At 70.2% G+C, this 20,554-nt stretch carries 21 protein-coding genes; 14 read left to right on the top strand and 7 right to left on the bottom strand.

Annotated features, from left to right (window positions below):
* Window positions 1-1,065: a 23S rRNA (cytidine(2498)-2'-O)-methyltransferase RlmM gene (gene rlmM, locus M3U25_RS15280; RefSeq protein WP_355500553.1), complete on the top strand. Its 1,065-nt coding sequence runs from the start codon at window positions 1-3 to the stop codon at window positions 1,063-1,065.
* Between the two features lie 121 nt (window positions 1,066-1,186).
* On the opposite strand, the gene M3U25_RS15285 is transcribed toward rlmM, so the two are convergent.
* Entirely contained in the window at window positions 1,187-2,302 is a 1,116-nt protein-coding gene (locus M3U25_RS15285; protein WP_355500551.1) for a Gfo/Idh/MocA family oxidoreductase, read from the bottom strand.
* A 125-nt stretch (window positions 2,303-2,427) separates the two neighbouring features.
* On the opposite strand from M3U25_RS15285, the gene M3U25_RS15290 reads away from it, so the two are divergent.
* The 4 genes from M3U25_RS15290 to M3U25_RS15305 all read left to right on the top strand — a co-directional run bounded on the left by M3U25_RS15290 (window position 2,428) and on the right by M3U25_RS15305 (window position 5,078).
* Window positions 2,428-3,327: an SMP-30/gluconolactonase/LRE family protein gene (locus M3U25_RS15290; RefSeq protein ID WP_355500548.1), complete on the top strand. Its 900-nt coding sequence runs from the start codon at window positions 2,428-2,430 to the stop codon at window positions 3,325-3,327.
* A gap of 81 nt (window positions 3,328-3,408) precedes the next feature.
* Window positions 3,409-4,131: a hypothetical protein gene (locus M3U25_RS15295; RefSeq protein WP_242160275.1), complete on the top strand. Its 723-nt coding sequence runs from the start codon at window positions 3,409-3,411 to the stop codon at window positions 4,129-4,131.
* 44 nt (window positions 4,132-4,175) lie between these two features.
* Window positions 4,176-4,577, top strand: coding sequence for an EF-hand domain-containing protein (locus M3U25_RS15300; RefSeq protein WP_242160274.1), 402 nt, complete (start codon window positions 4,176-4,178; stop codon window positions 4,575-4,577).
* A 180-nt stretch (window positions 4,578-4,757) separates the two neighbouring features.
* Entirely contained in the window at window positions 4,758-5,078 is a 321-nt protein-coding gene (locus M3U25_RS15305; protein ID WP_355500543.1) for an EF-hand domain-containing protein, read from the top strand.
* Window positions 5,079-5,298: 220 nt separating this feature from the next.
* Here the strand turns inward: M3U25_RS15305 and comJ are convergent, their stop codons facing one another.
* From comJ to ubiH, 3 genes are all read right to left on the bottom strand, one after another.
* Complete coding sequence (comJ, locus tag M3U25_RS15310; RefSeq protein ID WP_355500540.1) at window positions 5,299-5,778, bottom strand: competence protein ComJ; 480 nt, start codon at window positions 5,776-5,778, stop codon at window positions 5,299-5,301.
* Between the two features lie 220 nt (window positions 5,779-5,998).
* A complete protein-coding gene (locus tag M3U25_RS15315) occupies window positions 5,999-7,177 on the bottom strand; it encodes a UbiH/UbiF family hydroxylase (protein ID WP_355500537.1) in 1,179 nt (392 codons plus the stop codon).
* A complete protein-coding gene (gene ubiH, locus M3U25_RS15320) occupies window positions 7,174-8,388 on the bottom strand; it encodes a 2-octaprenyl-6-methoxyphenyl hydroxylase (protein WP_355500534.1) in 1,215 nt (404 codons plus the stop codon). Before ubiH ends, M3U25_RS15315 begins: the two co-directional genes overlap by 4 nt.
* Before the next feature lie 142 nt (window positions 8,389-8,530).
* Here ubiH and M3U25_RS15325 point away from each other — a divergent pair, with 142 nt between their 5' ends.
* The 9 genes from M3U25_RS15325 to M3U25_RS15365 all read left to right on the top strand — a co-directional run bounded on the left by M3U25_RS15325 (window position 8,531) and on the right by M3U25_RS15365 (window position 18,040).
* Entirely contained in the window at window positions 8,531-9,115 is a 585-nt protein-coding gene (locus tag M3U25_RS15325) for a hypothetical protein (protein WP_242160269.1), read from the top strand.
* Between the two features lie 5 nt (window positions 9,116-9,120).
* Window positions 9,121-9,675, top strand: coding sequence for a cob(I)yrinic acid a,c-diamide adenosyltransferase (locus M3U25_RS15330; protein ID WP_242160268.1), 555 nt, complete (start codon window positions 9,121-9,123; stop codon window positions 9,673-9,675).
* A gap of 23 nt (window positions 9,676-9,698) precedes the next feature.
* Window positions 9,699-10,604 (top strand): histone deacetylase family protein, encoded by a 906-nt coding sequence (locus tag M3U25_RS15335; protein ID WP_242160267.1) that lies wholly within the window; start codon window positions 9,699-9,701, stop codon window positions 10,602-10,604.
* A gap of 195 nt (window positions 10,605-10,799) precedes the next feature.
* Window positions 10,800-13,151, top strand: coding sequence for an LPS-assembly protein LptD (gene lptD, locus M3U25_RS15340; RefSeq protein WP_355500529.1), 2,352 nt, complete (start codon window positions 10,800-10,802; stop codon window positions 13,149-13,151).
* Entirely contained in the window at window positions 13,148-14,509 is a 1,362-nt protein-coding gene (locus tag M3U25_RS15345) for a peptidylprolyl isomerase (RefSeq protein ID WP_242081725.1), read from the top strand. Before lptD ends, M3U25_RS15345 begins: the two co-directional genes overlap by 4 nt.
* Before the next feature lie 3 nt (window positions 14,510-14,512).
* Window positions 14,513-15,490 (top strand): 4-hydroxythreonine-4-phosphate dehydrogenase PdxA, encoded by a 978-nt coding sequence (gene pdxA, locus M3U25_RS15350; protein WP_355500525.1) that lies wholly within the window; start codon window positions 14,513-14,515, stop codon window positions 15,488-15,490.
* A gap of 124 nt (window positions 15,491-15,614) precedes the next feature.
* Window positions 15,615-16,412: a 16S rRNA (adenine(1518)-N(6)/adenine(1519)-N(6))-dimethyltransferase RsmA gene (rsmA, locus tag M3U25_RS15355; RefSeq protein WP_355500522.1), complete on the top strand. Its 798-nt coding sequence runs from the start codon at window positions 15,615-15,617 to the stop codon at window positions 16,410-16,412.
* Window positions 16,413-16,739: 327 nt separating this feature from the next.
* The gene (apaG, locus tag M3U25_RS15360; RefSeq protein ID WP_010340000.1) at window positions 16,740-17,123 is read left to right on the top strand and encodes a Co2+/Mg2+ efflux protein ApaG; all 384 of its coding nucleotides are present in this window, start codon (window positions 16,740-16,742) and stop codon (window positions 17,121-17,123) included.
* On the top strand, window positions 17,123-18,040 hold the full coding sequence (locus M3U25_RS15365; protein ID WP_355500518.1) for a symmetrical bis(5'-nucleosyl)-tetraphosphatase: 918 nt from the start codon (window positions 17,123-17,125) through the stop codon (window positions 18,038-18,040). Before apaG ends, M3U25_RS15365 begins: the two co-directional genes overlap by 1 nt.
* Window positions 18,041-18,147: 107 nt before the next feature.
* On the opposite strand, the gene M3U25_RS15370 is transcribed toward M3U25_RS15365, so the two are convergent.
* The 3 genes from M3U25_RS15370 to lgt form a co-directional block, all read right to left on the bottom strand.
* The gene (locus tag M3U25_RS15370) at window positions 18,148-18,654 is read right to left on the bottom strand and encodes a dihydrofolate reductase (protein WP_355500925.1); all 507 of its coding nucleotides are present in this window, start codon (window positions 18,652-18,654) and stop codon (window positions 18,148-18,150) included.
* A gap of 89 nt (window positions 18,655-18,743) precedes the next feature.
* Window positions 18,744-19,538: a thymidylate synthase gene (locus M3U25_RS15375; protein ID WP_263391443.1), complete on the bottom strand. Its 795-nt coding sequence runs from the start codon at window positions 19,536-19,538 to the stop codon at window positions 18,744-18,746.
* Window positions 19,535-20,443 carry a prolipoprotein diacylglyceryl transferase gene (lgt, locus tag M3U25_RS15380; protein WP_355500514.1) on the bottom strand — a complete coding sequence of 303 codons (909 nt, stop codon included), beginning with the start codon at window positions 20,441-20,443 and terminating at the stop codon, window positions 19,535-19,537. The genes M3U25_RS15375 and lgt overlap by 4 nt, the downstream gene beginning before the upstream one ends.
* Window positions 20,444-20,554: the final 111 nt, after the last annotated feature.

Raw genomic sequence — 20,554 nt, forward strand, 5'->3', positions numbered from 1 at the left:
ATGTCCTCCGAGAACGGCGCGCTGGTCCATGGCCTGCTGTGCTACTGCCGGCCCGGCTTCGAACCCGAGCTGGCGGCCGAACTCAACGCCCGCGCCGGCGAGGCCGGGCTGGCTGCCTATGCCCGCACCGAGCGCAACAGCGGCTATGCATTGCTGCTGAGCGACACCGCGGTGCCGGCGCAGACGCTGCCCTGGCGCGGGCTGATCTTCGCCCGGCAAAAGCTGCACCTGCTGGCCGAACTGCGCGAACTGCCGGCCAGCGACCGCATCGCGCCGATCCTGCAGGCGCTGGCCGGCCAGCCGCGCTTCGGCGACCTGTGGGTCGAACATCCGGACTCGGACGCCGGCAAGCCGCTGTCGGGCCTGGCACGCAGCTTCGGCAACGCGCTGCGCCCGGCGTTGCGCAAGGCCGGCCTGCTCAGCGACAAGCCGCAGGCGCGGCTGCCGCGCCTGCACGTGTGCTTCGTGACCGGCACCCATGCCTTGCTGGCGGTGGCCGACAGCGAGGACAGCGCGCCGTGGCCGCTGGGCATCCCGCGCCTGAAGCTGCTGCCGGAAGCGCCCTCTCGTTCGGCGCTGAAGCTGGAGGAAGCGCTGCTGGCGCTGCTGACCCCGCACGAGCGCGAGACGCTGCTGCGCCCGGGCATGCGCGCCGCCGACCTCGGCGCCGCTCCCGGCGGCTGGACCTGGGTGCTGACCCGCCAGCACCTGCACGTGACCAGCGTGGACAACGGCCCGCTACGCCAGCACGTGCTCGACAGCGGCCTGGTCGACCACCTGCGCGCCGACGGCTTCCACTGGAAACCGCCGCAGCCGCTGGACTGGATGGTCTGCGACATGGTCGAGCAGCCGCGCCGCGTCGCCGAGCGCATGGCCACCTGGTTCCGCGAAGGCTGGTGCCGGCACGCGATCTTCAACCTGAAGCTGCCGATGAAGAAGCGCTGGGACGAGACCCGGCTATGCCTGGAACTGTTCGCCGAGCGCGCCGAACGCCCGCTGCAGCTGCGCGCCAAGCAGCTCTACCACGACCGCGAAGAGATCACGGTGCTGGCGATGCCGCGCTGAGCGGCCGCGAGCCTCCATCCCGTTTTTTCGCAGGAGCGGCTTCAGCCGCGACAGGCTGTCCCGGGAACGCCTGTCGCGGCTGCAGCCGCTCCTACGGAGAGCACATTGCCGCCGTCCACCGCTACAGCACGATCCGCGCCCCGTCCGCGCGCGCCGAGCGCTGGATCGCCTCGACGATGCGGATGTCGCGCAGGCCTTCCTCGCCGGGCACCCGCAGCGGCGTGCCCTGCAGGATCGCCAGCGCGTCCTCGTCCATCTGCAGCGCCTGCTGGTGGCGCACCCGCGCGTCGAACAGGCGGCCATCGCTGGCCCGGCCGCGCACGCCGTCGTAGGCCTGGAACGGCGCCAGTTCGTACCAGCCGTTCGCGCACTCGGCACGCAGCAGGTTCATGGTGCGGCCGAAGCTGGCCGCGCAGGTGGCGGTCACCTCGTGCTGGAACTCCAGGGTGAAGTGCGTGTGCTCGTCGACTTCGTCGAACAGCGCCGGCCGCTCCGTGGAACGCCGTGCGCTGACCGCCAGCGGCTCGGCGCCGATCGTGTAGCGCGCCGCGTTGAGCGGATACACGCCCATGTCGTACATCGCGCCGCCGCCGTACTGCGCGCGCAGCCGCCATGGCCGCTGCGCGGGGTCGGTGTCGCCATAGCCGGCATAGCCCGCCTCCGCGCGCACGCTGCGCATCGCCCCGAACGGGCGCTCGCCGGCCAGGGCGATGATGCGCCGGGTGTTGGGCTCGTGCTGCATGCGGTAGCCGATGCTCAACCGCACCTTGTTGCGCGCGCAGGCCTCGATCATCGCCTGCGCCTGTTCGGCGTGCATCGCCATCGGCTTCTCGCACCACACGTGCTTGCCGGCGGCCGCGGCGCGGATGCTCAGCGGTGCGTGCAGGTGCGGCGGCGTGACCACGTAGACCACGTCGATGTCCGGATTGTCGGCGATGCGCTCCAGGTCGTCGTAGCTGTAGACGTTGCGATCCGGGATGCGGTAGCGCGCCTGCCATTGCGGGATCTTCTGCGGCGAGCCGGTGACGATGCCGGCCAGGCGACAGTGCCTGGTCAGCGCGAGCCCCGGGGCCAGGCGGTTGCTGGCGTAATCGCCCAGTCCGACCAGGGCCACGCCCAACGGCTTGCGGCGACGTGCCGGCGCGGCGGCCCAGGCGGGCGATCCCAACAGGCCGGCGGCACCGGCGGACAGGCCGGCCAGCAGCAGGCGGCGGCGATTCGGCGAGAACGGCAGCATGCGCAACTCCGACCGGAAAGATCCCTCACCCTAACCGCTCGTGCGGCATCGGCACTGTGAGCGCCATCGCGCGATGCGCCGGGGCCTCTGGCACACTGCCGCCTCCCCCGCCGTCCGGATATCCGATGCGCTGCCGCCCCTTGCTCGCCGCCCTCGCCCTGCTGCTGGCTGCCTCCGCCGGCGCGCAGGAGCCTCTGTTCCATGCCCGCGACCTGGTCGGCGATGGCGTCTTCACCGACAAGATCGAAGGCCCTGCGAGGGGTCCCGATGGTGCGCTGTACGTGGTCAACTTCGCCCACGACGGCAGCATCGGCCGAGTCCAGCGCGATGCCGACGGCCGCGGGCAGGCCACTCTGTTCGTCGATCTTCCTGAGGGCAGCATCGGCAACGGCATCCGCTTCGACCGCCGCGGGCGCATGTACGTGGCCGACTACGGCCAGCACCGCATCCTGCGCATCGCCCTGCGCAGCAAGCGCATCGAGGTCTACGCCACACTGCCGGGCGCCTTCCAGCCCAACGACATCGCGATGGCGCCGGACGGCACCCTGTACGCCAGCGACCCGGACTGGAAGCACGACGGCGGCCAGCTGTGGCGCATTGACCGCGACCGCAGCGCGCACCTGATCGAGACCGGCATGGGCACCACCAACGGCATCGAGGTCAGCCCCGACGGCAAGCGCCTGTACGTCAACGAGAGCGTGCAGCGGCGGATCTGGGTCTACGACCGCGCCGCCGACGGCAGCGTGTCGAACAAGCGGCTGTTCGCCAGCTTCGCCGATGCCGGCCTGGACGGCATGCGCTGCGACGTCGACGGCAACCTGTACGTGGCCCGCTACGACGCCGGAAAGGTGATCGTGCTGGCCCCCGACGGCACGCTGCTGCACGAGGTCGCGACCAAGGGCCGCAAGCCCACCAACCTGGCCTTCGGCGGCGCCGACGGACGCGATGTCGACGTGACCCTGCAGGACCGCGGCGCGATCGAAACCTTCCGCAGCGACCGCCCCGGACGCGAGTACGGACGCTGATGGGATGCGTATCGCAGCGGCGTCTCAGCCCGCGCAATGGCCGCCTGGCATGCTGGCTGCACTGACTGGAGGGCCGCGCACATGCAGCCGATCGAACTGAACAACCCGGCCGGCTTTGCCGACGAATTCCTGCGCCTGACCCTGTTGCAGGGCTTCCAGTCGCTGACCAAGCGCGACCTGGAGCTGCTGATCTTCGTGTTGCTGGAACGCGACGGCGCGATCTCGCGCAGCGATTCCAACAACGCGGTGGCGATGCGCCTGCGGGTGACCCCGGCCAAGGTCAAGGGCCTGCGCCGCGACGGCTATGCGCGCTGGCGTGCGCTGGTGCCGGAGGACAACGAGGCGGCGCTGCAGCGCATCGTCGCCAGCGTGCTCACCGAGGACAACCTGCGCGCCGGGGCCAAGCACGTCAGCGAGCGCAGCAAGAAGGACGGCTTTCTGGCGATCCGCATCGAGCACCCCGACGACCAGCAGCGCTTCGAACAGGCCATCGTCGACGTCGGCGCCATGCCCGTGTACGAGCGCAATCGCGACGTGATGGCGGTGCGCTTCGACACGCTGCTGAAGATCGCCGAGCGCTGGGGCTACCTGCAGCCGGAGCCGGAGAAGGTGACGCAGGAACTGCAGAAACTGGCGCCCACCGCCGAAGAGGTGGCCGACCTGTTGAAGAAGGACGTGAGCAAGCTACGCTGGGAGGACGTGCGCCGCGCCCTCAACAGCCTCGGCGCCAAGGCCGTCGCCAGCACCGCCGAGGGCGGGCTGAAGGGCCTGTTGAAGCTCGCGTTTCCGTTCATCCCCGGCTGAGCCGGGGCCGCCATCCATCGCCGTACCGGAGTTGCGTCGTGTCCATGCCCTGCCGTTCCCTCGTCCTGCTCTGCTGCCTGTGCGCCTGCGCCGCACCGGTCGCGGCGCAGAACCTCACCGCCACCTCCAGCGCCACCACCGAGCCGCTGCGCGATGCGCCGGTCAACGTGCGCGCGCAGCCGCTCAGCAACGGCGTGGTCACCCACCAGGTGCAGCTGCCGGCGACGCCCGGCGAAGCCCAGGTGACTGTGCGCAGCATCCAGCCGGACCGCGTCGCCGGCAGCTACCGCATCGACTTCGAGGCGCTGGACACCGACCACGACGGCTACATCAGCCGCAGCGAAGCGCAGGCCAACCCGTCGCTGGCCGACGAGTTCGATGCCTTGGACACCGCCCACAGCGGCCGCCTCAGCCGCGCGCAACTGGCCGGCTGGCTGTCACCGTAACGACATGTGTCCGACATCACCGTAACGGGCGCCGGGACGCGATCGGCCGCGTCCCGGAGCGCATTGGAAACGCTTGCTAAACAGCGCCGGCGCCCGGATGCGAACGCCCGCATTTTTTAGCATCGATTAATTCGGCCAGGCCTATGTTCTTGACTCCTTCCCAGCAACAGGAGTCGTGCCATGAACCGCATCGTTCCTCGTCTCGTCCCGTTCGCGTTCGCGCTGCTTGCCGCGCCGGCGCTGGCCATGGCGCAGTCGGCGCCGGACGAAGTGACCCTGCACCAGAACGGCCAGATCATCAATGTCACCTCGGTCGAACCGAACTCGATCGTTGGCGACTACCACATCAATTTCGCCAAGCTCGACCGCAACCATGACGGCTACATCAGCCGCGCCGAGGCCAAGGCCGATCCCACGCTGTATGCCGAGTTCGATGCCGTCGACGTGCATCACCACGGCCGCCTGAGCAAGGCCGACCTGGAAGGCTGGATGTCGACGTGACGCGACCCACGCGTCGACCGATCCGCGTCCTTCCCACCACACGCGCCGCCTGCGGCCTTCCCGCCGCCTGCGGCGCGATTGTTTTCTGAAGCGGCCAACGCCGCAGACGCCATCAGCGCGACTGCCGACTGCTTCAGCGCCATCGCCGCTACACCGATCACCGCGCCGCACGCGCGAAACGCTCCCCGCCGCCCTGCCTCGCCTTCCGCACTGACGCGCGCTACAGCGTCCCGTCCTGCAGCGGCGCATCCTGCGTTCCGCCCCAGGGATCGTCCAGCAGATAGCGCGCCGCCACCGGCTGCGCCGCCGGCACCAGGGTGAGCCGGTAATACACCTCGTCGCCTTCGCAGACCTCGTAATACAGCGCGTAGTCGCCGGGCTGCAGCGGCAAGGTCACATCGAAGGCCTCGGCGGCAGACGCCACCTGCACCCGCGCGTTTGGATTCACCCGGAATGGCATCTGCATGCGCCGCTGCGCGCGCGGGTCGGGCGCGAACATCGTGGCCAGCACCACGTGCACCTGCGCGCCGAACGCGTCCTCGGGCAGCGGATCGAACACCACGTAGTCGCGGTGCAGGATCGCCCCCTGCTCCAGGTTGCGCGGCCCCCAGCGGCAGGCGGCTTCGTCGAAGGCGCGGGCGCGCAATTGCAGCTGGCTGTGGGAAATCAACAGATCCACGGTCTGTGTCGCGTCTTGCATCGTCATCCTCCATGGCAGGGACGCGGCCTGCGTGCTGCGCTTCGCGCCCTACCCTCAGCCCAACCCCTCTCCCGAGGGGAGAGGGGCTCAAGCAAACCAGCCGAAGCTGGCGCTTCCTTCTCCCTCCGGGAGAAGGTGCACCGAAGGGGCGGTGAGGGGACGGGCGCCGCTCGGCGTGTGGTCGAATCCTGCGGCCGCCGCGTCCGGCCGGAACGTGCGCCTACACGCCGGAAGCGCGCTTCCAGAAACCGTGCATCAGCAGCGGCAGCTTGCCGGCCAGGCCCAACAGCGGGCCGCGCAGCAGGGTCAGGTGCAGTTCGTCATTGGAGAACAGGCGGTTGATCGCATCGAAGCCATAGGCCGCCACGGTGTTGTCGCTGCGGCGGCCGCGCGCCCAGCGCGCCAGCCGCTGCGGCGCCGCCCAGTCCACGCGCTGCGCCTGCGCCTGCCGCACCAACCCCGCCAGCGCGGCGACGTCGCGCAAGCCGAGATTGACGCCCTGCCCGGCCAGCGGATGCACCACGTGCGCGGCATCGCCCAGCACCAGCAGGCGGCCGCGCTGGTAGGCCTCCACCAGTTGCCGGCGCAGCGGGAAGCCCAGCCGCGGCGACAGCGCACGCACCGCGCCCAGGCGCGCGCCGAAGGCCTGGGTCAGTTCGGCGCCGAACGCCGCGTCGTCCAGCGCCAGCACCCGCGCCGCCTCGGCCTCGGGCAGGGTCCACACAATCGAGCTGCGGCCATCGGCGAACGGCAGGAACGCCAGCGGCCCGCCCGGCAGGAAGCGCTGCCAGGCGGTGTCCTGGTGCGGGTGTTCGGTCTGCACGAAGGCGACCACGCCGCGCTGGCCATAGTCGTGCGCCGGCGCGTCCAGTCCGGCCAGCCCGCGCAACGTGGAATCGGCGCCGTCGGCAGCGATCGCCAGGCGCGCGTCCAGGCGGCTGCCGTCGTCCAGGCGCAGGCGCGCGCGCTCGGCCGAAGGCTCCAGCGCGTCCACCCGCGCCGGGCAATGCACCTGCACGCCGGCAGCCGGCAGCGCCGCCCACAGCTGTTCGACCAATAGAGTGTGCTCGACGATCCAGCCGAGCTGGTCGCGGCCCAGGGCGTCGGCGTCGAACGCCAGTTCGCCACCGCCACCGGCATCCCACACGCGCATGCGCCGGTAGGCGCTGGCGCGCTGCGCCAGCACCTGCGGCCAGACGCCGAGGCCCTGCAGCAGGGCCGCGTTGTCCGGGGCGAAGGCGTACACGCGCAGGTCCGGCGTGTCGGCCGACCAGCGCGGCGGCTCGCGGCCCTCGACCAGCGCCACGGCCAGGCCTTCGCCGGCCAGGGCCAGCGCACAGGCCGCGCCGACCACGCCGCCGCCGACCACCACCACGTCCAGCACGCCACGCCGGCTCATGCGCGCGCCTCCCGGCACAGCTGCGGCACGTCGCCGCGGAACCCCATCGCGCCGCCGACCAGGAACGACTGCAGCGGCGCGGCCTGCGCCGCCGCCAGCAGGCCCAGGCTGCGCAGCGGGCGCAGCAGCGGGGTCGGATTGGCGGTCAGCCGCGCCAGTCCGCCGGAGAACGCCACCGTGCGCTGGCGATCCTGCTCGCGGCGCTGCGCGTACTGCTGCAGCAGCGCCGGCGCGCCCGGGTCGGTGCCGTCGTGTTCGATCAGTTCGGCTAGCGTCAGCGCATCGCGCAGGCCCAAGTTGAAGCCCTGCGCGCCCAGCGGGTGCAAGGTCTGCGCGGCATTGCCCAGCAGCACCGCGCGCGCGTCGGTCAGCCGCTCGGCCAGCACCTGCACGATCGGGTAGGCGCTGCGCTCGCCGCTGCCGAGCAGGCGGCCGACGCGCCAGCCCAGCGCGTCCTGCAGCCGCTGCAGCCAGGCGCCTTCGTCCAGCGCGGCCACCGCGTCCGCGTCCTCGGCGGCGACGGCATGGATCGCGCCGTAATGGCGGTCGCCACGCGGCAGCAGTGCGGTCGGGCCGTCGTCGCGGAAGCGCTCGTAGGCGGTGCCGTCGGGCTGGCGGCTGCCGCGCACCCGCGCTACGAACAGGGTCTGCTGGAAATCGTGCCGTGTTGCGGCGATGCCCAGGGCCTCGCGCACCGCGCTGGCACTGCCGTCCGCACCGACCAGCAGGCGCGTGTGCAGGACCTGCTCGCTGCCGTCGCGCACGATGCGCAGGCGGCGTACGCCCTCCTCGGGGTCGGCCTCCAGCGCCACGAACTGCGCCGGGCGATAGCGGGTGAGCCGCGTGGTCGCGGCCAGACTGGCCTCCAGCGCCTCGCCGAAGTCGCGCGCGACCACCACCTGGCCGAAGGCCTCGCGCCCGTAGTCGGCGGCCTCCAGCCGGACCCGACCGAAATCCCCCGCGCGGCTGACATGAATACGGCGGATCGGCCCGGTCGGCGCGCGCAGCCGCTGCATCACCCCGAGCGCGCCCAGCGCGTTGACCGTGGCGGCGGCGAAGCTGAGGTTGCGCTGGTCGAACACCGGCGGCAACGCGCCCGGCGGCGCGGCCTCGACCAGGCCCACGTCGATCCCCAGCCGGTCCAGGGCGATGGCCAGGCTGGCGCCCACCAGGCCGCCGCCGACGATCACTACGTCATGTCGTTTGCTCATCCGGCCATGATACGACCCGCACCCGTCTGCCCGGTGAGCGCGCCGCCCAGCGTGCGCCCCCACCCGGCCCCGGCGCGCTGCACTCGCGCGCGCCGCGCTTCCAGTAGAATCCGGGGTCTTACGTGCACCGGTGCCCGCCGCCATGACGCCTTCCGCCCACCGTCTCCCCGCCCTGCTGCTGTTGGCCGCGCTGCTGGCCGCGACCCGCATCAACCACTTCGGGGCGATCCCGGACGCGTCGTGGGCGGTGTTCTTCGTCGGCGGCTTCTACCTGCGCAGTTGGACTCGCTGGGCATTCCCGCTGCTGATGGCGCTGGCGGTGCTGGTCGACTACCTGGTCATCCGCGGCCAGGGCTTGGATTTCTGGCAGCACTACTGCGTGTCGCCGGCCTATTGGTGCCTGATCCCGGCCTACTTCGTGCTGTGGGCCGGCGGCGCCTGGCTGGCGCGGCGCTACCGCGGCGCCGACTGGCGCGCCCTGGGCCTGGCCGCCGCCAGCCTGCTGGTGTCGGTGGCGCTGTGCCACCTGCTGGCGCAGGGCAGCTTCTACTGGGTCAGCCGCAGCGTGCCGAACCCGACCCTGGCCGGCTGGTGGCAGAACTACAGCGACTGGCTGCTGCCGTACCTGGGCAGCGCCAGCCTGTACGTGGCGCTGGCCGCGGCGATCCAGGTCGGCGTCGAGCAGCTGGCGCGGCTCGGCCAGCGCGGCCAGCCGGTCGGTCACTGACCGGGATGGGCAACCGCCTCTCCAAGATCTACACCCGCACCGGCGACGACGGCAGCACCGGCCTGGGCGACGGCAACCGGGTCGGCAAGGACTCGGCGCGGGTCGCCGCCTACGGCACCGTGGACGAAGCCAACTCGGCGATCGGCGTGGTCCTGGCCTGCCCGCTGGCCGAGGACGTGCGGCAGCTGCTGACCGCGATCCAGCATCAGTTGTTCGATCTTGGCGGCGAGCTGTGCATCCCCGGCCATGCCGCGATCCAGGCCGCCGACATCGACGCGCTGGAACGGCACCTGGACCGCTACAACGACACCCTGCCGGCGCTGCAGGACTTCATCCTGCCCGCCGGCGGCGAAGCCGCGGCGCGCTGCCACCTGGCCCGCACCATCGTGCGCCGCGCCGAGCGCGAGACGGTGGCGTTGTCGCGCCAGGACGCGGTGCGCCCGGAAGCGGTGCGCTACCTCAACCGGCTTTCCGACCTGCTGTTCGTGCTGGCGCGGGTGCTGGCGCGGGCCGACGGCCACGGCGAAGTGCTGTGGCGCCACGACCGGCGCCAGGCCTGAGCGACGCCCGGGCCGCGGCGCGCATGCTGATCTACACCCATCCTGCCTGCCTGGGGCACGCGCCCGGGCCGGAACACCCGGAACGGCCGGAGCGCCTGGACGCGGTGACCAGCGCGCTGCGCGACGCCTTTCCGGCGCTGGAATGGCGCGAGGCACCGCTGGCCAAGCTCGGCGACCTGGCCCGGGTGCATGAGCGCGACCTGATCGACCGCGTCCTGGCCGACCTCGACGGCCCGCAGATGCTCGACGTGGACACGGTCCTCTCTCCCGGCTCGCGCGCCGCCGCGTTGCGCGCCGCCGGCGCCGGCGTCGCCGCGGTGGACGCGGTGATGCACGGCGCCAGCGACACCGCGTTCTGTGCGGTGCGCCCGCCCGGCCATCACGCCACCGCCGACACCGCGATGGGCTTCTGCCTGTTCAACAACGTCGCGGTCGCCGCCGCCCACGCCCGCGATGCGCATGGCCTGGAGCGGATCGCCATCGTCGATTTCGACGTGCATCACGGCAACGGCACACAGGCGATCTTCGAGCGCGAGCCGAAGGTGCAGTACCTCAGCACCCACCAGTCCGGGCTGTTCCCGCACACCGGCGGGGTCCACGACCGCGGCGTCGGCAACCTGCACAACGCGCTGCTGCCGCCGGGCAGCGGCGGCTTCCGCTTCCGCAACACCTGGGCCGACCAGATGCTGCCGCTGCTGGACGCCTTCAAGCCGCAGTTGCTGCTGATTTCGGCCGGCTTCGACGCGCACATGCGCGACCCGCTGGCCGACCTGATGCTGGAGACCGAGGACTTCGGCTGGATCACCGCCGAACTGCGCGCGGTGGCGCAGCGGCACGCGCGCGGCCGGGTGGTTTCCCTGCTGGAAGGCGGCTACGACCTGCAGGCGCTGCGCGAGGGCAGCGTCGCCCACGTCGACGCGCTGCGCTGAGCGCAGGTCATCCAGGCAAAGGAGTGCCACACGGTGAGTGCGCGGCGCCGGCCAGGCCCGACGGACGTGCCCGGAACTGGACGGCGCCACCCTGGGCACCGATGAACCCCGCCCCCCGGCGCCGGGACGCCTTCATTGCCCCTATGCACGGGATGGGGCAAGCTAGCGACCGTTTTAGCCCGATACCTGACGCGCGTGCGCCGAACCCTTCGCCTGCTCCCTCTTCCGTTCAGTATCGCCCTCTGCCTGCCGGCCGTGGCGGCTGAAAAGCCGCCGAACTGGGGCCTGTGCCCGACCCCGGATGTGCTGCCCAAGTTCGACGACGCGCAGCAGCCGGACCCCAAGCTCGCGCAGAATCGCGACCAGCAGCCGACCAATATCGAAGGCGACCAGCTGTCGGGCACCACCACCATCCCGAACTACACCGGCAACGTCGCGCTCAAGCGCGGCGACCAGTTCATGGGCACCGACAGCCTGCGGGTGGACACCGAGACCGGCAACTACATCGCCGAAGGCCATGTGCGCTACCAGGATTCGTCGATCCGCATGATCGCCGACCGCGCCGAAGGCAATCAGGACACCGACACCCACAAGATCACCAACATCCGCTACCAGCTGCTGGCCCGCCGCGGCAACGGCAAGGCGGATTCGGTCGACCTGCAGGGCGCGCTGGGGCAGATGCACCGCTCCACCTACACCACCTGCGACCCCTCGCAGCGGGTGTGGGAACTGCACGCGCCGGAAATCGACGTCGACAACGACGAGGGCTTCGGCACGGCGCGCAACGCGATCCTGAAGGTTTACAACTTTCCGGTGCTGTATGCGCCCTGGTTCAAGTTCCCGATCGACGATCGTCGTACCAGCGGCTTCCTGTTCCCGGCGCTCGGCATGTCCAGCCGCAACGGCTTCGACTACACGCAGCCGTACTACTTCAATCTGGCGCCCAACTACGATGCCACCCTGTATCCGCGCTTCATGGCCCGCCGCGGCCTGATGCTGGGCAGCGAATTCCGCTATCTCTACGAGGGCGGCAAGGGCGAGCTGCAGGCCGCCTACCTGCCCGACGACAAGCTGCGCGACAAGGATCGCGGCCGCTTCAGCTACCAGGGCTACCACAACATCAATTCGCAGTGGCAGGCACGCGCCTCGCTGGCCTGGGTCAGCGACGAGCGCTACACCGAGGATTTCTCCAACCGCCTGCTCGGCAATGCGGTGTCCAACATCCAGAGCACGATCGGCGTCTATGGCACCGGCGAGACCTGGACCGCAGGCCTGATGGCCGACCGCTGGCAACTGACCGACTACACCCTGACCGAGGACGCGCTGCCGTACAACCGCCAGCCGCGCGCCTTCTTCAACTGGGACCAGTCGTTCGGCAACTACTTCGAAGCCGGCCTGTACAGCGAAGCCGTGCGCTTCGTGCACGACGACATTCACCAGAAAACCACCGACGGCACCTACGAGCGCACCGGCGTGGTCACCCCGCGCCCCGGCGGCAGCCGCCTGGACCTCAAGCCCTACATCTCGATGCCGCTGGCCGGCGCCGCCTGGTTCCTCAAGCCGACCCTGGCCTGGCGCTACACCGCGTATCAGCTGGACAAGGACCTGGCGGCCACGCTCGGCGGCGACACCACGCCCTCGCGCAGCCTGCCGATCGCCACGGTCGATGCGGGCCTGTACTTCGACCGCGATACCAAATGGGGTAACACCAACTATCTGCAGACCCTGGAACCGCGGCTGTTCTACCTGTACACGCCGTACCGCGACCAGAACGACCTGCCGATCTTCGATACGCGCGAGTTCACCTTCAGCTGGGGCCAGTTGTTCCGCGATTCGCGCTACACCGGCGCCGACCGCCAGAACGACGCCAACCAGCTGACCATGGCGCTGAGCTCGCGCCTGCTGCGCCAGGACGACGGCAAGGAGAAGCTCTCGGTCAACCTCGGCCAGATCCTGTACTTCAGCGATTCGCTGGTCAGCCTGCCCAACAGCAACACCACCATCGAGCAGGGCAAGTCGGCCTGGGTGGCCGATGCCAACTACATGGTCAACGACCGCTGGACCCTGGGCGCCACCTATCAGTGGGATCCCAAGTACCACCGCAAGGATCTGGCCAGCTTCCGCGCGCGCTATCTGATGCCCGGCGACGGCATCGTCAACATCGGCTACCGCTATCGCCGCGATCTGCTGGAACAGGCCGACGTCTCGTTCCTGTACCCGATCAACCCGACCTGGAGCGTGGTCGGCCGGCACTATTACTCGCTGAAGGACAAGAAGCCGCTGGAGAGCATCCTCGGCGTGCAGTGGGACAGCTGCTGCCTGGCGGTACGGGCGCTGGCGCGGCGCTACGTGCGCAACCGCACCGGCGCACTGGATACCGCGTTCCAGATCGAGTTCGTGCTCAAGGGCCTGTCCTCCCTGGGCCAGGACACGGACCGCGTTCTGCGCCGTGCTATTCTCGGCTACAACCGCGACGACCTGTACTTGGTCCCGCCCAGCAACACCACGACCGATCCGGACGCTTACGATCCGAACCAGATTCCATGACCAAGACCCTTTCTGTTTTTCTCGCCGCCCTGATGGCGGTCGCCGGCGTGTCCGCTCCGGCCGCCGCGCAACAAACCCAACCGCTGGACCGCATCGCCGCGGTGGTCGACGAGGATGTCGTGCTGCAGAGCGAGCTGGATCGTGCCGTGCGCAACGTGAAGGCGCAGTATGCCGGCCGCGAGGCGCAGCTGCCGCCGGATAACGTGCTGCAGCGGCAGGTGCTCGAGCGCCTGATCCTGGTCAAGCTGCAGGTCGCGCGCGCCAACAGCACCGGCATCCGCGTCGGCGACGACGAGCTGAACCGCGCCATCGCCAGCATCGCCCAGCAGAACGGCACCGACGTGGACGGCCTGCGCAAGAAGCTGGCCGCCGACGGCATGTCCTACACCGACTTCCGCAACTCGGTGCGCGACGAAATCACCGTGCAGCGCCTGCGCCAGAGCTTCGCGCAGAGCCGCATCAACGTCAGCGAGGCCGAAGTCGACGCGGCGCTGGCGCAGCAGGCCACCACCGGCGCCCAGTACCACCTGGCGCACATCCTGGTCGGCCTGCCGGAAGGTGCGACCGCCGAGCAGATCAAGACCGCCCAGGGCAAGATCGACGGGGTCAAGAACCTGATCGACAAGGGCGAGATCGACTTCAACGCCGCGGCAGTGCGCTACTCCGACAGCCCCAACGCGCTGGAAGGCGGCGACTTGGGCTGGCGCAGCCTCGACGAAATCCCCAACGCGTTCGCGCAGCTGATCCGCGACATGAAGCCGGGCCAGGTGGTCGGCCCGCTGCGCGGCCCCAGCGGCTTCCAGCTGCTGAAGCTGGTCGAGGTGCGCGATGCCTCGGCCAATCCGGAAAAGAAGACGGTCACCGAGTACCACGCCCGCCACATCCTGATCCGGGTCAACGACGCGCAGCCCGACGCGGCCGCCAAGGCCAAGATCGAGACCCTGCGTGCGCGCATCGCCGGCGGTGCCGACTTCCAGGCCGTGGCCAAGGAAGCCTCCGAAGACACCAACAGCCGCAGCCAGGGTGGCGACCTGGGCTGGTTCCCGGCCGACGCGTTCGGCCCGGACTTCGGTCAGCACGTGGCGAGCCTGCAGGACGGCCAGATCTCGCAGCCGTTCCGTACCGAGGCCGGCTGGCACATCGTGCAGCGCGTCGGCGAGCGTCAGACCGACGTGACCAGCGACACCCAGCGCGCCCAGGTCCGCGAAACCATCGGCCGCCGCAAGCTGGAAGAGGAATACAACCGCTTCCTGCAGGAAATGCGCGGCGAAGCCTACGTCGACATGCGCGTGGGCAATACCGACGCCGCGACTGCGCCGGCCGCCACGCCGGCGCCGGCGCCCGCCGCCAAGCCCTGATCCATGCGTCCCTCGCTCGCGCTGGTGCCGGGCGAGCCGGGCGGGATCGGCCCGGAGCTGTGCGTGCGGCTGGCGCAACAGCCGCGTCACGATTGCCAGCTCCTGGCCTTCGCCGATCCCGACACCTTGCGCGCCGCCGCCGCGGCGCTGGCGCTGCCGCTGCAGTTGCTGCCCGAATCCAGTCCCGCCCTCGCCCCTGGCGACCTGCGCCTGCGCACGGTCGCCAATGCCGTGCCCAGCCGCTTCGGCGCGACCGAGCCGGCCAACGCGGCCGCGGTGATCGCCGCGCTGACCCAGGCGGCCGACGCCTGCCTGAGCGGCGAACTGGCCGGCATGGTCACCGGCCCGGTGCACAAGGCCGCGATCAACGCCGGCGGCATCGCCTACACCGGCACCACCGAGTTGCTGGCCCAGCACGCCGGCCGCGAGGTGGTGATGATGCTGGCCAATGCCATCGTGCGCGTGGCCCTGGTCACGACCCATCTGCCGCTGCGCGCGGTCGCCGATGCGCTCACGCCGGCCGTGCTGGAACGCAGCCTGCGCATCACCGAGGCGGCCTTGCGCCGCGAGTTCGGCATCGCCACCCCGACCATCGCGGTGCTGGGGCTGAATCCGCATGCCGGCGAGGATGGGCATCTGGGCCTCGAGGAGATCCAGGTGATGCAACCGGTACTGGACGCCTTGCGGGCGGAGGGCATGCGCCTGCTCGGTCCGCTGCCGGCCGATACCGCGTTCCTGCCGCAGAAGCTGGCGACCGTGGACGCGGTGCTGGCGATGTACCACGACCAGGGCCTGCCGGTGCTCAAGTACAGCGGATTCGAGCAGGCGGTGAACCTGACCCTGGGCCTGCCCTACCCGCGCGTCGCGGTCGATCACGGCACCGCGCTGGAGCTGGCCGGCCGCGGCGTGGCCGATCCGTCCAGCCTGTTTGCCGCCACCGCGCTGTGCGCGCAACTGGCCGCGCGCCGCGCGCAGTCCTAGGGTCCGAACGGCGTTCGCCGATCTGCCGCACCGCAACGCTCCCGGTGATGCCGGTCGCGGCGGAAGCCCCTTCTGCGTCGCCGCAAGCGCGCGCCACCCCGTGCATGCCGATAAAATGCCTGCCATGACTTCCTCTTCCGGCTTCGGCGCCCCGGCCAAGAAATCCCTTGGCCAGCACTTCCTCAGCGACCGCCACTACATCGACAGCATCGTGCGCGCAGTCGACCCCAAGCCGGGCGACCGGCTGGTCGAGATCGGTCCCGGCCAGGGCGCGATCACCTTCCCGCTGCTGCGCCGGCACGGCCGGCTGACCGTGGTCGAATTCGATCGCGACCTGATCGCGCCGCTGACCGCGGCGGCGGCCGGCATCGGCGAACTGACCATCCTCAACCGCGACGTGCTGTCGGTGGATTTCGCCGCCCTGGCCGAGGGCGCGCCCATCCGCCTGGTCGGCAACCTGCCCTATAACATTTCCTCGCCGATCCTGTTCCATGCGCTGGACCACGCCGCGGCGATCGCCGACATGCACTTCATGCTGCAAAAGGAAGTGGTCGACCGCATGGCCGCCGACCCTGGCAGCAAGGTCTACGGCCGGCTCAGCGTGATGCTGCAGGCCTACTGCGAGGTGACCTCGCTGTTCGTGGTGCCGCCGGGCGCGTTCCGGCCGCCGCCGAAGGTGGATTCGGCCGTGGTACGACTGGTGCCGCGGCCGCCGCAGACGGTGGGCATCGCCGATCCCAAGCGCTTCGCCGATGTGGTCCGCGCCGCATTCGGGCAGCGCCGCAAGACCCTGCGCAACGCCTTGAACGGGGTCTGCGATGCCGCGCAGTTCGAGGCCGCGGGCGTGCGCCCGGACGCGCGCGCCGAGCAACTCGAGGTCGCCGACTTCGTGCGCCTGGCCAATAATAGCGCGCAAGCCTGAGCGGACGCCCCGCGCGGCGCGCGCATGCATGCGTGGTGCGAACCTCTGCGCGCGTTGCTCCGCTCCTTGCAGGCTGGCGCAGGCGTCGCCGACCCGCGCCGTAGACATGGCGAGGACGGCACCGCCTCGCCGCCCCAGCATGGCAAGCCGCACAACAGGGACCGTTACTCCAATGGCCCTTCTGCACACTGCCCGCGGCAACAACAGACCCGCGCGGGCGACTCGTGCAGGCGGCAGCCAGGGCCGCTGCCGCGCGCCAGCCGCCTGGCAGTGACAACCGTTGACGCATCTCGCCTCAAACGGCAAAACACGCTCTAAACTGTGGGGATGAACGATGACGCCCCCTATCGGATCGAGGTCGAAGTGTCGCCCCGATTCCTCGACGACCAATCGGCGCCGGAGGACGGACGCTACACGTTCGCCTACACGATCCGCATCCATAACCGCGGCCGCGTCGCCGCGCGCCTGATCGCCCGGCATTGGGAGATCACCGACGGCAACGGCCGCATCGAGCGCGTGGACGGCGATGGCGTGGTCGGCGAACAGCCGCGGCTGCGCCCGGGCGAGGATTTCCGCTACACCTCCGGGCTGGTGCTGGAGACCGAGCACGGCACGATGCGCGGCCACTACGACATGGAGGCCGACGACGGCACCCACTTCATCGCCGCGATCGCGCCGTTCGTGCTGTCCGTGCCGCGGACCCTGCACTGATGGCGGTCTGGGCGATCGGCGACCTGCAGGGTTGCTACGACATCACCCAGCAGTTGCTGGAGAAGATCCGCTTCGATCCGGCGATGGACCGGCTGTGGTTCTGCGGCGACCTGGTCAACCGCGGCGGACAATCGCTGGAGACCCTGCGCCTGGTGCACTCGCTGCGCGAACACAGCGTGGTGGTGCTGGGCAACCACGACCTGTCGCTGCTGGCGATCGGCGAGCGTAGCCCGAACGAACAGCGCAAGGTCAATCCGGACCTGCAGCGCATCGTGCTGGCCGAGGACCGCGACGAACTGCTGACCTGGCTGCGCATGCAGAAGCTGCTGCACGCCGACCGCGAGCTCGGCTGGATGATGATCCACGCCGGCCTGGCGCCGAAGTGGACCACCGCGCTGGCCGAGAAGCATGCGCGCGAGGTCGAGCAACAGTTGCACGGCAATGGCTACCGCAAGCTGTTCCGCAACATGTACGGCGACCGCCCGGCATGGTCGCCGGGCCTGACCGGCTACGACCGCTCGCGCGCGATCATCAACCTGTTCACCCGCGCCCGCTACTGCACCCCGCGCGGGCGCATCGCGATCGAGGAAAAGGGCACGCCTGGCACCCAGGCGCAAGGCCTGTACCCGTGGTTCGAGGTGCCGGGACGGGTCGAGCGCGACCTGAAGATCGTCTGCGGGCACTGGTCGACGCTGGGCCTGACCATCACCCAGGGCGTGCACGCGATCGACACCGGCGCGGTCTGGGGCGGCAAGCTCACCGCCCTGCGCCTGGACAGCGAGGACCTGCAGGTCGTTCAGGTCCCCGGCCGCCCGGTGCAGGGACCGCCGCCGACGGCGCGCAGCGGCACGCCGCGGCGGCGCGGCGCACCAAACCGTGGCCAGGCGCCGGCCGCATCTGCGCCCGAGCAGGAGTGAGACCCGCGCGCGACGTCGCGATGTCGTAGGAGCGGCTTCAGCCGCGACAGGCGTTCCCGGGAATGCCCGTCGCGGCTGAAGCCGCTCCTACGAACGCCTGGCGGCGCCTACACCGCGCCAGACCGGCGCCGGTAGTCCACGAATTCGAAGGCCAGCGCATGCCGCGCATCGGCCGGATGCGCTTGCCGCGCCACCACCGCCCAGTGCGCCGGATCGAACGCGGGGAAATGTGCATCGGCGCCGTCGACCACGGTGTCGACATGGGTCAGGTACAGCACCTCGGCCAACGGCAGGGCCAGGGCGAAGATGTCGCCGCCGCCGATCACCGCCAGTTCCGTGGCGCCGGCCTCGCGCGCGGCGTCGATCGCCGCCTGCAGCGACGCCACCGCCTGCATGTCCGCGAACGGCACCTGCCCGGAACGGGTCATCACCAGGTTCAAGCGCCCGGGCAGCGCGCGCCCCAGCGACTGCGCGGTCTTGCGCCCCATCAGCACCGGCTTGCCCAGGGTCAGCGCCTTGAACCGCTTGAGATCGTCCGGCAGGCGCCACGGCAGATCGTTGTCGCGGCCGATCGCATTGGCCCGGTCCAGCGCCGCAATCAGGCTCAACTGCAGCGAGGGGCGCGTAGACGGCGCCGCATCCGCCCCCGTCACGACGGCGGCGCTCGCCGATTCCCGATTCCCCACTCCCGACTCCCCGCCGTTCACACCGCCACCGGCGCCTTGATCGCCGGATGCGGGTCGTAGCCCTCGATGGCGATGTCGTCGTAGGTGAAGGCGAACAGATCGGTGACCTCAGGATTCAGCCGCAACCGCGGCAACGGCCGCGGCGTGCGCGCCAGTTGTTCGCGCGCCTGTTCGAAATGGTTGGAGTACAGGTGCGCATCGCCCAGCGTATGCACGAAATCGCCCACGCCCAGGCCGGTGGCCTGCGCCACCATGTGGGTCAACAGCGCGTAGCTGGCGATGTTGAACGGCACGCCGAGGAAAATGTCGCCGCTGCGCTGGTACAACTGGCAGCTGAGCTTGCCGTCGACCACGTAGAACTGGAACAGGCTGTGGCACGGCATCAGCGCCATCTGCGGCAATTCGGCCACGTTCCAGGCGCTGATCACCAGCCGCCGCGAATCCGGATTGCGCTTGATCTCATCCACCAGCCACTGCATCTGGTCGATCTCGCGGCCGTCGGCACCGGTCCAGCGCCGCCACTGCTTGCCGTACACCGGACCGAGTTCGCCCTGCGCATCGGCCCACTCGTCCCAGATGCTGACCTTGTTGTCCTTGAGATAGGCGATGTTGGTCTCGCCCTTCAGGAACCACAGCAACTCGTGCACGATCGAGCGCAGGTGCAGCTTCTTGGTGGTGACCAGGGGGAAGCCGTCGTTGAGGTCGAAACGCATCTGCCAGCCGAACACGCTGCGCGTGCCGGTGCCGGTGCGATCGGACTTCTCCGCGCCATGCTCCAGCACGTGCTGCAGCAGGTCCAGGTATTGCTTCACTTGGTCACCTCCGGCGGCGGCACCGGCTGCAGCACGGGTGCGCTGCGCGAGCGCCACAACAGGAACACGCCCAACAGGATCAGCGGAATGCTCAGCTGCTGCCCGCGGGTCAGCCAATGGAACGCCAGATAGCCGAGCTGCGCATCCGGCACGCGCACGAATTCCACGGCGAAGCGGAACACGCCGTACAGCAGCGCGAACAGGCCGGACACCGCATAGCGCGCGCGCGGCTTCATCGAGAACGTCCACAGCACCACGAACATCACCAGGCCTTCCAGCGCCGCTTCGTACAGCTGCGACGGATGGCGGGCGTAGCGGTCCAGCAGGCCCGCGGCGTATTGCTGCTGCAGTTGCGCGGCGCTCATCAGGCTCTCCAGCGCCGGTGCGTTGGCCACCCCATCCGTCGCTGGCGCGTGCGGGAAGATCGCGCCCCAGCCGGCGTGGGTCAACTTGCCCCACAACTCGCCGCCGACGAAATTGCCGATGCGGCCGAAGCCCAGGCCCAGCGGCACCAGCGGCGCGATGAAATCCACGGTGTCGAAGAAATGCAGGCGCGCCTTGCGCGTCCACCACAGGCAGGCCGCCAGCACGCCCAGCAGGCCGCCGTGGAAGCTCATGCCGCCATCCCACACCTTGAAGATCAGCAGCGGATTGGCCAGGAAATCGGACAGCGCGTAGAAGAGCATGTAGCCGATGCGCCCGCCCAGCACCACGCCGAGCATCGCGTAGAACAGCAGATCGGAAAAGCCCTCCTCGTTCACCCCGGGCAGGCGACCAGCGCGGATGCGGCGGCGGCCCAGCCACCAGGCCGAGAGGAAGCCGGCCAGATACATCAGCCCGTACCAATGCACCTTCACCGGACCGAACGAGAAGGCGATGGGATCGATCTGGTGGAGATAGGTCATGCGCAGGCGTCGGCCGGGGGCAAAGAGCGCCTATTCTGCCACCGACTCCGCTACTTGCCGCGATTTGCGGACAGTACAGCGGGGTAGCGCTTCATCTGCCGGCAGGCGCAC

This window comes from Xanthomonas sp. PPL134, from assembly GCF_040595915.1.
In the GTDB taxonomy this organism is placed as follows: Bacteria; Pseudomonadota; Gammaproteobacteria; order Xanthomonadales; family Xanthomonadaceae; genus Xanthomonas_A; species Xanthomonas_A indica.

Excerpts from the sequence above, each read along its gene's own strand:
- rlmM (WP_355500553.1), top strand. The coding sequence starts at position 1 with ATGTCCTCCGAGAACGGCGCGCTGGTCCATGGCCTGCTGTGCTACTGC.
- M3U25_RS15285 (WP_355500551.1), bottom strand. The coding sequence starts at position 2,302 with ATGCTGCCGTTCTCGCCGAATCGCCGCCGCCTGCTGCTGGCCGGCCTG.
- M3U25_RS15290 (WP_355500548.1), top strand. The coding sequence starts at position 2,428 with ATGCGCTGCCGCCCCTTGCTCGCCGCCCTCGCCCTGCTGCTGGCTGCC.
- M3U25_RS15295 (WP_242160275.1), top strand. The coding sequence starts at position 3,409 with ATGCAGCCGATCGAACTGAACAACCCGGCCGGCTTTGCCGACGAATTC.
- M3U25_RS15300 (WP_242160274.1), top strand. The coding sequence starts at position 4,176 with ATGCCCTGCCGTTCCCTCGTCCTGCTCTGCTGCCTGTGCGCCTGCGCC.
- M3U25_RS15305 (WP_355500543.1), top strand. The coding sequence starts at position 4,758 with ATGAACCGCATCGTTCCTCGTCTCGTCCCGTTCGCGTTCGCGCTGCTT.
- comJ (WP_355500540.1), bottom strand. The coding sequence starts at position 5,778 with ATGCAAGACGCGACACAGACCGTGGATCTGTTGATTTCCCACAGCCAG.
- M3U25_RS15315 (WP_355500537.1), bottom strand. The coding sequence starts at position 7,177 with ATGAGCCGGCGTGGCGTGCTGGACGTGGTGGTGGTCGGCGGCGGCGTG.
- ubiH (WP_355500534.1), bottom strand. The coding sequence starts at position 8,388 with ATGAGCAAACGACATGACGTAGTGATCGTCGGCGGCGGCCTGGTGGGC.
- M3U25_RS15325 (WP_242160269.1), top strand. The coding sequence starts at position 8,531 with ATGACGCCTTCCGCCCACCGTCTCCCCGCCCTGCTGCTGTTGGCCGCG.
- M3U25_RS15330 (WP_242160268.1), top strand. The coding sequence starts at position 9,121 with ATGGGCAACCGCCTCTCCAAGATCTACACCCGCACCGGCGACGACGGC.
- M3U25_RS15335 (WP_242160267.1), top strand. The coding sequence starts at position 9,699 with ATGCTGATCTACACCCATCCTGCCTGCCTGGGGCACGCGCCCGGGCCG.
- M3U25_RS15345 (WP_242081725.1), top strand. The coding sequence starts at position 13,148 with ATGACCAAGACCCTTTCTGTTTTTCTCGCCGCCCTGATGGCGGTCGCC.
- pdxA (WP_355500525.1), top strand. The coding sequence starts at position 14,513 with ATGCGTCCCTCGCTCGCGCTGGTGCCGGGCGAGCCGGGCGGGATCGGC.
- rsmA (WP_355500522.1), top strand. The coding sequence starts at position 15,615 with ATGACTTCCTCTTCCGGCTTCGGCGCCCCGGCCAAGAAATCCCTTGGC.
- apaG (WP_010340000.1), top strand. The coding sequence starts at position 16,740 with ATGAACGATGACGCCCCCTATCGGATCGAGGTCGAAGTGTCGCCCCGA.
- M3U25_RS15365 (WP_355500518.1), top strand. The coding sequence starts at position 17,123 with ATGGCGGTCTGGGCGATCGGCGACCTGCAGGGTTGCTACGACATCACC.
- lgt (WP_355500514.1), bottom strand. The coding sequence starts at position 20,443 with ATGACCTATCTCCACCAGATCGATCCCATCGCCTTCTCGTTCGGTCCG.